6 protein-coding genes are annotated in these 10,998 nt (G+C 42.7%); 1 reads left to right on the top strand and 5 read right to left on the bottom strand.

The window, feature by feature from the left end; all coding sequences use genetic code 11:
- Positions 1–70: 70 nt before the first annotated feature.
- A complete protein-coding gene (locus V7K89_RS11135) occupies positions 71–2,239 on the bottom strand; it encodes a HEAT repeat domain-containing protein (protein WP_335187066.1) in 2,169 nt (722 codons plus the stop codon).
- A 333-nt stretch (positions 2,240–2,572) separates the two neighbouring features.
- Here V7K89_RS11135 and V7K89_RS11130 point away from each other — a divergent pair, with 333 nt between their 5' ends.
- Positions 2,573–3,454 carry an Rpn family recombination-promoting nuclease/putative transposase gene (locus tag V7K89_RS11130; protein ID WP_335187064.1) on the top strand — a complete coding sequence of 294 codons (882 nt, stop codon included), beginning with the start codon at positions 2,573–2,575 and terminating at the stop codon, positions 3,452–3,454.
- Positions 3,455–3,620: 166 nt separating this feature from the next.
- On the opposite strand, the gene V7K89_RS11125 is transcribed toward V7K89_RS11130, so the two are convergent.
- The 4 genes from V7K89_RS11125 to V7K89_RS11110 form a co-directional block, all read right to left on the bottom strand.
- Entirely contained in the window at positions 3,621–3,959 is a 339-nt protein-coding gene (locus tag V7K89_RS11125) for a hypothetical protein (protein ID WP_335187062.1), read from the bottom strand.
- Between the two features lie 244 nt (positions 3,960–4,203).
- Positions 4,204–6,729: a sigma 54-interacting transcriptional regulator gene (locus V7K89_RS11120; protein ID WP_335187060.1), complete on the bottom strand. Its 2,526-nt coding sequence runs from the start codon at positions 6,727–6,729 to the stop codon at positions 4,204–4,206.
- A 375-nt stretch (positions 6,730–7,104) separates the two neighbouring features.
- Entirely contained in the window at positions 7,105–7,608 is a 504-nt protein-coding gene (locus V7K89_RS11115) for a response regulator transcription factor (protein ID WP_335187058.1), read from the bottom strand.
- Between the two features lie 177 nt (positions 7,609–7,785).
- Complete coding sequence (locus V7K89_RS11110) at positions 7,786–10,437, bottom strand: beta strand repeat-containing protein (protein WP_335187057.1); 2,652 nt, start codon at positions 10,435–10,437, stop codon at positions 7,786–7,788.
- Positions 10,438–10,998: the final 561 nt, after the last annotated feature.

The raw sequence follows: 10,998 nt of genomic DNA, 5'->3' as shown, positions 1-10,998 counted from the left end.
TCTTCTTTTTCCATTTTTTCTAATCTCCGTAGACTTACAGTATGGACAATGCACAGTATGAACCCTCTCCTCATCCCTTTATTATGCAACACCAATTATCTAACCCGGCATCGGCTAGTAGAGAAGGCTTGAAGGGTTCAAATAACTTTTCCCGAAAAAAGGGAACCCAGGTGAGAATTAAGCCGACGTAGCCGACACCGAGAATACGCCTCACCCAAGGGTTCCAGAAGAAGATGGCTTGAACTTGGGGAAATTTGGGATAAGCGAAGATGAGGGCAAGCCAAAAGGCAGCATGAATCAAAATGGTAGTTCTGGCGTTGAACAACCACTGCCAAGTTTTGAGGTTAACTATTACTGATTGCAACGAATCAGCTTCGTTGTAGCCGGCGTTTTTGAGGTTGTTGTAGTGAGTTTCTAAAATAACAATATCTTGTGGTTGCCAATGGACTTTTCTGGCAACTATAGCAATTTGCTTTGCTAAGTCTTCCCGTAATCGTGCTAAACCTTGGCTAGGTTCCCAGGCTTGGGCAAAGATTTTGAGAGTTTTATCACCTTGCTCATGGCTTAATGAAACAGGAATCGTTTTAGTCTCAGAAAAACCCAGCCATGTGAGCAGTGTTTTGACTTCATTAGTGCCGCCACCCAGGAAATATGTCAAAAAGCGCCACTGTTCAAATTCTGATTGACCTGCGTAATAGATGCTATCCAGAATTACAACAATATTATTCAGGTTGAGTTGTTCTATTTTTCCCAATGCCGATGCTGCACCGTAACGAATACCGGATTCAACGGTTTTATCCTTGAGGATGTCGAGGATATCTTTGACGTAGGGTTTGGCTGTCTCCCTCCGATTTCCCAATGCCGATACTGCACCGTAACGAACATCTTTATCAACGGATTTATCCTTGATAAAGTTGAGAATGTCTTTGACGTAGGGTTTGGCTGCTTCCCCCAGATTTTCCAATGCCGATGCTGCACCAGAACGAACATATTTGTCAGCGGTTTTATCGTTGAGGATGTCAGCAATGTTTTTGACATAGGGTTTGGCTGCCTCCCCCAGATTTCCCAATGCCGATGCTGCATTGGAACGAATATACGGGTCAACGGTTTTATCCTTGAGGAAGTCGAGGATGTCTTTAACGTAGGGTTTGGCTGCCTCCCCCAAATTTCCCAATGCCGATACTGCATTGGAACGAATATACGGGTTAACGGTTTTATCTTTAAGGATGTCAGCGATGTCTTTGACGTAGGGTTTGGCTGCCTCCCCCAGATTTCCCAATGCATAAGCTACACTGGAACGAACATCTTTCTCAACGGATTTATCCTTGAGGAAGTCGAGGATGTCTTTAACGTAGGGTTTGGCTGCCTCCCTCAGATATATCAATGCCACTGCTGCACCTCTACGAACATTTAAGTCAACGGATTTATCCTTGAGGAAGTCGAGGATGTCTTTAACGTAGGGTTTGGCTGCCTCCCCCAGATTTCCCAATACCACTACTGCATCTCTACGAACAAAGGGGTCAACGGTTTTATCCTTAAGGATGTCAGCGATGTCTTTAACGTAGGGTTTGGCTGCTTCCCCCAGATTTCCCAATGCCGATGCTACACCTATACGAACAAAGGGGTCAACAGTTTTATCCTTAAGGATGTCAGCGATGTCTTTGACGTAGGGTTTGGCTGCCTCCCCCAGATTTCCCAATGCCGATGCTGCATCTATACGAACATCTTTCTCAACGGATTTATCCTTGAGGAAGTCGAAGATGTCTTTGACGTAGGGTTTGGCTGCCTCCCCCAGATTTCCCAATGCCTGTGCTGCACTGGAACGAACATTTGAGTCAACGGATTTATCTTTGAGGATGTCAGCAATGTCTTTGACATAGGGTTTGGCTGCCTCCCCTAGATTTCCCAATGCCGATGCTGCACCAGAACGAACATTTGAGTCAACGGTTTTATCCTTGAGGATTTTGGCAGCTTTCTGAGCAATATCCTCTGGTTTCTTTCCCAGAGATTTTAAATCTTTTAGATCATATTCAACTAATTTGTCTAGTGCATACCCCTTTACTCCGTTATGTCCATCATCAAGGGCAGCAACAATACCGTTAATCTGCCACACTTCTGGCTTCGGGTTAGGCTGTTGTTTCGCGCTTACCCAAGGCAGGGCGAGAAAGAGAGTCAACAGCAGGGTAAAGGGAAAAAGGAAAAAGGGCGACGATCGCTTTTTAATTATGTGCAGATGCATTTGTATAATTCGTAATTCGTAATTCGTAATTCGTAATTTTTTTAGAAATAAAGGCTGTTTCTGCCCTTTCCTTAGTAGGGAAAGAGAAGGGAGTTAGGTTTTTACTAGTAAATCAGGAACCGCTACAGTTATCTTTTTATCGTCTGATAACTCAACCTAGCTAGAAATGGAATATTAATGTAAATACTACAGGAATTTAAAAAGATACGCTCAGAGTATAATAATGAGCTTCCTTGAGCGATGGTGCGTAGGCGTAGCCCGTCGTAGACATCGCCTACTCAAACCACTGCACGAGATAATAACAATGCCTCGTTCAATTGTTGGCGATCGTTAATGTCCTTTGATAACCTCTGCAAATTACTATCCGAAAAACATCCTGCTACCTTTGCCAGTTGGGTATTAGGAACACCGCAAACTTCCGTCACAGTTCTTAAAACCGAATTGAGCATTGAACCAATTCGTGCTGATTATGTCACATTTTTACAACTACAAGGACGCATTCTGCATCTGGAATTTCAAACCAAACTAGAATCTACGCCACCCCTACCCCTGCGGATGCTAGATTATTGGGTACGCTTGTATCGTTTGTATCGTCTACCAATAACGCAAGTTGTCGTATTACTGCTTCCCCCTGCACCAGAAACAGTAATTGAAACTGCCTTTAGTGTCGAAACTACCCGCCATGAATATCGTGTGATTTCTATGTGCAAGCAAAATCCTGAACTATTCCTCAACGATCCAGCTTTGTTACCATTAGCACCACTAACAGCAACCACCCAACCTCAAATATTATTGCAACAAGTTGTGGGCAAAGTTAATCAACTTGAGCCAAGACAACGAGCAGAAATTTCCGCTTACACCCAAATCTTAGCGGGGTTAAAATACAATCAAGATTTGATTCGACAATTATTTCGGGAGGGTATGATGCGCGAGTCAGTGATTTATCAAGAAATTCTAAGAGAAGGAGAACAACGAGGAGAACAACGAGGAGAACAACGAGGAGAACTAAGAGGACGAAAAGCAGAAGGGCAATTGCTGATTCTCCGTCAACTTACTCGACGGGTGGGAGAATTACCTCAAGAGGTACTAGACCGGATTGAAACTCTCTCTTTAGAACAATTAGAAAATCTCGGTGAAGCATTGTTGGATTTTCAGGCGATCACGGATCTAGAAACCTGGTTTAGTACATTAGACATAGAAGTGAAAATGACGTAGGTACAATTTATAAATTATGCCTATCAAAGATTTCGGGCAACGCATAATTAATTTCACTCCTATGTCTATTAGACGAATTTTTCCATTTGAGCCAATGTCTGATGCCGCTAGGGGAAAAAATAGTTTCAGAAGAACGAAAGGGAGTTGAGCTTGTCAGATTGCCACATTAAAGTTCAATTAACTTGAAGCCCCAAGGTTTGAGAGCCGCTAAAGCTATTTCTGGATTTACACCTTCATAAACTTCCCATTCCAATGGGTGCTCTTTAGGATGTCCGTCGCCGACATTACCTGCAACTTTGATTATTGGACAGTTTGCCAAGCGATCGCGCTCCAGGCCTTTTGGAATTGCTAGTTGGATTTTGTGCCCGATAAACTTCGCTGTACTATCATTAGCTACAGATTCACGGATTAAACAAATATCACCAGCAGTGCCCCAAGTCGTTTGGTAGATATGGAGAAACGATATATAAGTTGCTGGTTTGATGGATTTTTTTAGAACGTGCATTATCTGTAATCCTTATACTATGAGTCAAAAATCATAAATCATACAAGTATTTTCTATCACGTTCGTAGGGAAGAATGTTCTTAACTCACATTTTGCATCTTCCCCCAGGCGATTAGAAACCGCCTGGGGGAAGATGTAATACCATTTCACTTTCAGGTTGATATCAAATAGGCACCAGGGGAGCAGGGGGAAAGAGTTAGAGACAAATCATTTGTATCAAGCATTTCGTGAAATGGTGTGAAGCTCAAGAGACGATAATTGCCCACATACTAAGTCCCAAAGCGATCGCTGCTAGGTGTTGCAGCAGGAGCGATCGCAGTGGTTGCTTGGCAATCTTTTGTGTTAATAACATAGTCATCAACACTGAGAAAATTATTGTTGTACCTTGCAAAAAAGCAATCACAGCTGGATGAGCAACCAATATTGGCAATTGTTCTCCACTCAAACCAAGAGTAGCAAAGGTAACAGGTAAAATCCGTCCGCCTTCACCTAAGCCCAAACGTAGATAGTGAGCCAAGTTGCCTCCCAACACTAATGGTAGGTAGCCATAGGCAAGTTCTACAAAGGATCGAGGCTTACGGTTAAAATTGAACATTTGGATCAAACCATAAGCCCCAAAAGTAAGAGCCGCTGGAATAATTAACACTAGCAGCGATAATCCCAAATGCTGCCAAAACTGAGTTAAATCCAGTTGCAGCCCCAACCAAGATTGCAACTCTGGCAAGCGATGTAGATAGATACCACCCAACAGCAAAAACAATAATGCTACTTCATAAGTGCGGGGTACATGAGTTGTCCACAATTCAATACCAGGGGGACGCAAGTTGAACTCAACGGAACGATGAGGACAAGCTTTGAGGCAAGTCATGCACAGTACGCAATCTCGGTTATCTTCTAACTGCGCTGGGTGCGAGTATAAGGGACATCCATTAGTTTCCAGCCCTTCGCCCTTTTGCGGCCCACCTTTATAGCACTGATAAGTGGTGCAACTGGCAGAACATATACCTTGCTGTGCGCGGAGTTCCGTCATTGAGAGTTTGGCAAATAAACCATTCATCCCGCCGATGGGACAGAGATACCGACACCAAAACCGTCGTTCAAAAAGAGCCGAGAAAATCATTGCCCCAGCAGTAATTAACAGCAGCAAACAAGCGCTAAGGTAAGCTGTATTTTCTAAATGCCAGAGTTCTTCCCATAAAAAAATTAGGGTAAATAACCCAAAGAGGAACCATCCGCCCCATTTCTCAGCATGTTCTCTTGGCCAGCGTTTGAGTTTTCGAGGCCACAGCCATAAAGAGAGCTTTTGGGTAATTTCCCCGTAAATCATGAAGGGACAAACAGAACACCAGATACGTCCCAAAAAAGGAAAGAGAAATAAGAAGAAAGGCCACCACCAAGCCCAAAATAGATTTAAGACGAAATTGCGATCGCGGGTTTGCGGCCCAATAAATAATACTGCCACAACAATCGCAAAAGCCGTTGCAGTAAAACCATAATTAATGCGATCAGGCCACCACGGACTACGTAAAAACCGCCGCAAACGAGGAGAGGCATTTAACAGATTCACCCGAAAACGTTTTTTCTTCGTTTCGGCTGGCCAGAAAATTTCTTCTGTTAATTCATTCGCACCCTCCGCTTGCAGGATCGCTCTTTCTACCAGATTTTTCAATTCCTTAAGATTCCCAGGAAAATCATAGGACTGGAGGCGACGCAAAGCTTCTGGGGTAATGTGCGGTTTAGAAATACCTCTAGCCCGAATATAAAGACTTGTGTAATATTCAACCTGAGCTTGAATATCGGTTTTGCGCACCCGTAGCGGTGGTACTTTAATAATGTGACCAATACAGCGTTCAATTGCCGACTGAGTTTTTTCTGAAACAATCAGAATTCTGGCTTTACTGGGACGAGGTTGGGCGGCTGAATCTCCAGAACGACTGACGGGAGTATATGTGCCAGTTTTGAGCAACTGCGTCACGGCAGGTAATAATTCTTCGGGCAATTCTTGGATGTTGTTGAGAACCAGAGTACCTTCTCCCAACCATTCCAACAATCCTGGTTTGCCGCCAGCACGACCAAATAAATCTGCACCGCTAGTTTGGAGAATACCACAATTTAGTTTAATAATTGGCTCTCGCCGTTTGGGAGAACCAAAGTGGATCAGGGCTGCGATATTGTCTTTTTCTAACCCTGGTTCTCCGAAAATATCCACTGATTTGCGGTTAGCTGCGGCTTCTCGAATTTGCTCCCGCAGCCGCACAGCATAGCGACTTGTACCGATAATTCCCCGTTGCGCTTTGGTGACTAAATATGGCCGCAAGGCAATAGAACGTTCTTGTTCATAGCCAAGTGCAGATGTGACTTGAGCTAATTCTTGAGCCAATTGGCGCGAAAAAGCCTGAGCAATTTCGGGGTATTGGGTGACTAATTCCCGAAATTTAGCAGCAGGCACAACCCAGAAGTGACATTCGGTTACTGTAGTAATTGTGAATGGAGTTAATTCTTCCAACAGCAATTCTTTGAGTTCAATCACTGCACCAGGGAGAAATCCACAAGCTAAAGCTGGGTTGCTTTGATTGGTGGTGTTGCTTTCGAGTTGACCTTCTACAAGAATATAAAGGGCTTCTGGAGAATTGCCTTCACTAACTAAGTCAGTTTCGGCATTCACTACTTGTTCTTCAATTACTTGAGCGATCGCATTTAATACTTCAGGTGAGAGAATTCCTAAAGTCGTCCGTTCTTGTAGCCATATAACCGTTTCTGGAGATGTCATATTTAGTTCTCCCTGTAGGCTGCTGTATAACAAGAATTATCCCTGAAAGGGTGTGTCAAAATATCTATATTCAGTTGTTGTGCATTAATATACAATGTGCAATAGACTTTTTGCCTAAATCACAAAATTTGAACATCCAAAAGTTTGGGCCTTAACTGAACAGTATTATCTCTTAACCTGCAATGCCATTGTATCGGCCGACAATTGCATTGCATCAACTAACAATGGCATTGTATCGATTGCGTTTCCCAGCTATTTATCTTTCTAGTAAACGATACCCTTGCCCAAGCAGACTCTATTTAAGTCCACCAAAAAGTGAATGACTGATAACTGGTCACTGATAACTGATAACTGATAACTGATTCCAAGCAGACTCTATTTAAGTCCACCAAAAAGTGAATGGGCAAACAAAGCGGCTTGAGTGCGATCGCGCAAACTTAACCGACTCAGAATATTGGTAACATAATTTTTAACAGTATTTTCTGAAAGAAACAGCGATTCAGCAATTTCACGGTTATTGGCTCTACAAGCAATTAACCGCAATACATCTAACTCTCTAGTTGTGAGTTGCGCCAATTCTAGAGGGGGTTGCACAGACGGTACAGTTGCAGTAATTGGCGTGAGTGCTTTCTCAAACAATCCTGGAGCGAGTAAGGTTTGTCCCTTGTAGACGGATCGAATTGCCAACATTAATTCATCTGGTTCGGTGTCCTTGAGCAAATAGCTCTTTGCACTCAGCCGCATCGCCTGGAAAATATACTCATCATCAAAGGTGGTGAGGACGAGAACCTTAGTGTCAGGATATTGTTGAGCGATCGCCTGCCAATATATATCTGTGCAAGAATCGCTATAAGTTATAAAAATTCTCAACGCAGACATAAACCAACTTAATCAAGAATAGTGCAAAGCATCCGCACCTATGCCGAAAGTTAAGGAACCAAACCCAATATCTACTCTCTGTTTGTACTAATTGCATTGAAAAATTGAATGGTAGGAGGTGTTGTATTAAGTACCTCCCATTTCATGCCTAGAGCGATCATAGAGCGCTAATTAAGATTAAATAACCACAAAGTTCTTTTCAGTTAATGACAATCCGGCTGATAGTTGTGCAAATTTTTCTTGAGTCGCTGCACTGGCACTACCATCTGGGTCAAAATACAGTGCACCTGTAATATTGTCATAGATAAATCGTTGATTGTTTGTGGTTGCAGATGTTCCAAGGGTAAACTGACTTGGTTTAAGTGAACCTATTGATAACCCGCCACGAAAACCATTAGCCGATACCTGAATGAGTTCATTAGTCGCGTCGAAGTCATAAATAGTACCAGTATCAGAAACTGTGTCAATATATTCAAAAGCAAAGGTATCATTACCATTGCCTCCATAGAGGCTATCATTGCCAGCATATCCATAGAGTGTATCGTTGCCATTGCTCCCCACAATATTGTCATTGTAGGCTGTACCTGAGATATTTAATCGTTCGATATTTTTGTAGCTAACGCTATCCGTGCCTGCCGTAATTGATCCAATATTAGTAGTAGCATTGAATGTCGTTGTGATCCCCTCTGTAGCATCAATGTAATTTACGGACAACAAATCGTCACCTGCTCCCCCATCTATGGTATCATTGCCAGCATATCCTGTGGAGAGAGTATCGTTACCACTGTTCCCCATAATGTTGTCATTGTAGGCTGTACCTGAAATATTTAATTGTTCGATATTTTTGTAGATAACTAAACGGGTACCCTCCGTAATTGACCCAATGTTAGTAGTGCTATTAAAAGTCGTTGTGATTCCCCCGCCACTATAATTATCGTACAACAACACATCGTCACCTGCTCCCCCATCTATGGTATCATTGCCAGCATATCCCGTGGAGAGCGTATCGTTGCCACTGTTCCCCACAATGTTGTCATTGTATTCTGTACCTGAGATATTTAATTGTTCGATATTTTTGTAGCTAACGCTATTCGTGCCTGCCGTAATTGCTCCAATGTTACTAGTGGCATTGAATGTCGTTGTGATCCCCCCTGTATCATACATGTAATTGACGGACAACAAATCGTCACCTGCTCCCCCATCTATGGTATCATTACCAGCGAATCCCGTGGAGAGCGTATCGTTCCCATTGCTCCCCACAATGTTGTCATCGTCGCCTGCACCTAAGATATTTAATCGTTCGATATTTTTGTAGGTAATTAGTACAGTGCCCGTCGTAATTACTCCCTCATTTGTAGTGGCATTGAATATTGTTGTGATACCTGTAGCATAGCTGTAGGTGTAATCAACCGATAACAGATCGTCACCTGTCCCCCCATCTATCGTATTGGATGATGGGGATTCAGTGCCATAATCTTCATAGGATAGATAGAAGGAATCATTGCCATCGCCCCCAGAGAATATGTTATTGCCTAAGGAGAGAGAGTCGCCACTGGAGTCGCCAGTGGAGTAGAAAAAGCTAGACAAGGAGAGAAAATCATTGCCATCGCCACCATTGAGCAGGTTATCGCCTAATAAACCACCAGCACTCAAGTAATCATCACCAGCGCCACCGTTGAGGGTATTATTACCAGAAGAGCGAGAGTCACGGCTGGAGTTTTTGACGCCAGAGATGTTTAGAAAATCATTGCCATCGCCACCATCGAGCAGGTTATCGCCTTTTGAACCGCTAGCACTCAATGTATCGTTACCTGCACCACCATTAAGAGTATTATTACCCTGTGAGCGAAGGTCGTTGTTTTGTTTGGAGAAGCTGTCGTAGTACTGGTAGCCAGAGGCGCTAAGAAAATCATTGCCATCGCCCCCAGAGAGCAGATTATTGCCTGGTGAAGAGTCAGCACGCAAGGTATCCTCACCAGTACTGCCGTTGAGGGTATTATTGCCCGCACCACCACGCAACAAGTCATTGCCACTTAAGCCGTCAATGATGTCATCACCCCCCTGACCATTGATCACATCATCTGAGTTGTCAAAGCCGTTAACATTATTGTTCAGGTCGTTAAGAAAGGTGACTGTATTCTTATTGAAGATAGTGCTTTGGGTAGAGTTAGCATTGAAGACATCAAAGCTGTCGGTGATGCTAGTTTGCCTATCAAATAGGATATTGCCCAAGTCTACACTGGCTCCTGTAGATAAACTTAGGTTATCCAGGTTTTCCAGGGCAAAGTTTTGCAGGATGACTTTGGTAGTATTAAAGTCCCTTTCAAAGGTGATTTCCAGATTGCTGCCATTCTGGGTTAGTAGCAGATTTTGGGCAGTGATGCCTGTACCAAGGAATGTTAAAGTGTCCACTTCGGCAATGACTGCTGATGTGGGATTTGTTCCTTTACCTACTCCACCAAAATCGGTGATAGTACTAACCGTGCTGTAGCCTAAGGAGTTGTAAACAAATTTATCCTTGCCACCGCCACCTGTGAGGTAGTCATTGCCATTACCAACTGTGAGGATATCATCGCCATTACCACCGTTGAGAGTATTATTACCCTGGGCACCAGAGGCAAAAAGAGAATCATTGCCATCACCACCAGAGAGTAGGTTATTGCCTGCTGAATAATCAATATTCAAGCGATCATTACCAGCGCCACCAATGAGAGTATCATTCCCTGCACCACCTCTAAGTATATCGTTGCCTGCAAGACCCTTAATCGTGTCCGCATCATTACTACCCACTAACGTATCATTACCATTGGTTCCAATGATATTTGCCATAACTTTTACCTACTTCAATCGATTTTTTCAGTAACTTGAAGTTCTCAACCCTGAGTTAATGCTGTTTTAGAGGACAAAAACTCACTGAAATTTGACGTTTTCGACACACTTGATACGTCACCTTTGAAAGACAGTAATATTTCTCGAAGATTCACCTTATTCCAAGGTTTTTATGTCGCACTTAGCTAACTATTTCAAACTATCTAAGTCTTAAGCACTGTACAAATTCATCAGCGTGTGCAATCAGGAAAATCCTTCCTTTCAGGCTTTTTTAATTATCTTTGTTCTGTATAAATCACTGAACAAGTGTCAAAAAATCTGACGAGTGAATGCCTAAAATTCACTCTTTATATTTGATTTTTTTGCCAGCGCTTAAGTCCTACTAGCTTAAAAATATAGAATATTTAAATAGTCTCACAATAACTATATAGTCATATCGTACTTAGATGTCTATATTTAGATAGGCATCTTTACATACTCTTCACATTATCTGTCGATAAATGTATATACGATTACTAAGCTTTGTATATTCTTCATATTCTTCTGGTGTCTAGGCAATAA

It is taken from the genome of Nostoc sp., from assembly GCF_036917515.1.
GTDB lineage: Bacteria > Cyanobacteriota > Cyanobacteriia > Cyanobacteriales > Nostocaceae > Nostoc.
Note: the sequence above shows the minus strand (reverse complement) of the source record. Positions and strands in the feature narration are given on the sequence as shown.

Bases quoted from the DNA above. Each gene is read 5' to 3' on its own strand.
- V7K89_RS11135 (WP_335187066.1), bottom strand. From the start codon at position 2,239: ATGCATCTGCACATAATTAAAAAGCGATCGTCGCCCTTTTTCCTTTTT.
- V7K89_RS11130 (WP_335187064.1), top strand. From the start codon at position 2,573: ATGTCCTTTGATAACCTCTGCAAATTACTATCCGAAAAACATCCTGCT.
- V7K89_RS11125 (WP_335187062.1), bottom strand. From the start codon at position 3,959: ATGCACGTTCTAAAAAAATCCATCAAACCAGCAACTTATATATCGTTT.
- V7K89_RS11120 (WP_335187060.1), bottom strand. From the start codon at position 6,729: ATGACATCTCCAGAAACGGTTATATGGCTACAAGAACGGACGACTTTA.
- V7K89_RS11115 (WP_335187058.1), bottom strand. From the start codon at position 7,608: ATGTCTGCGTTGAGAATTTTTATAACTTATAGCGATTCTTGCACAGAT.
- V7K89_RS11110 (WP_335187057.1), bottom strand. From the start codon at position 10,437: ATGGCAAATATCATTGGAACCAATGGTAATGATACGTTAGTGGGTAGT.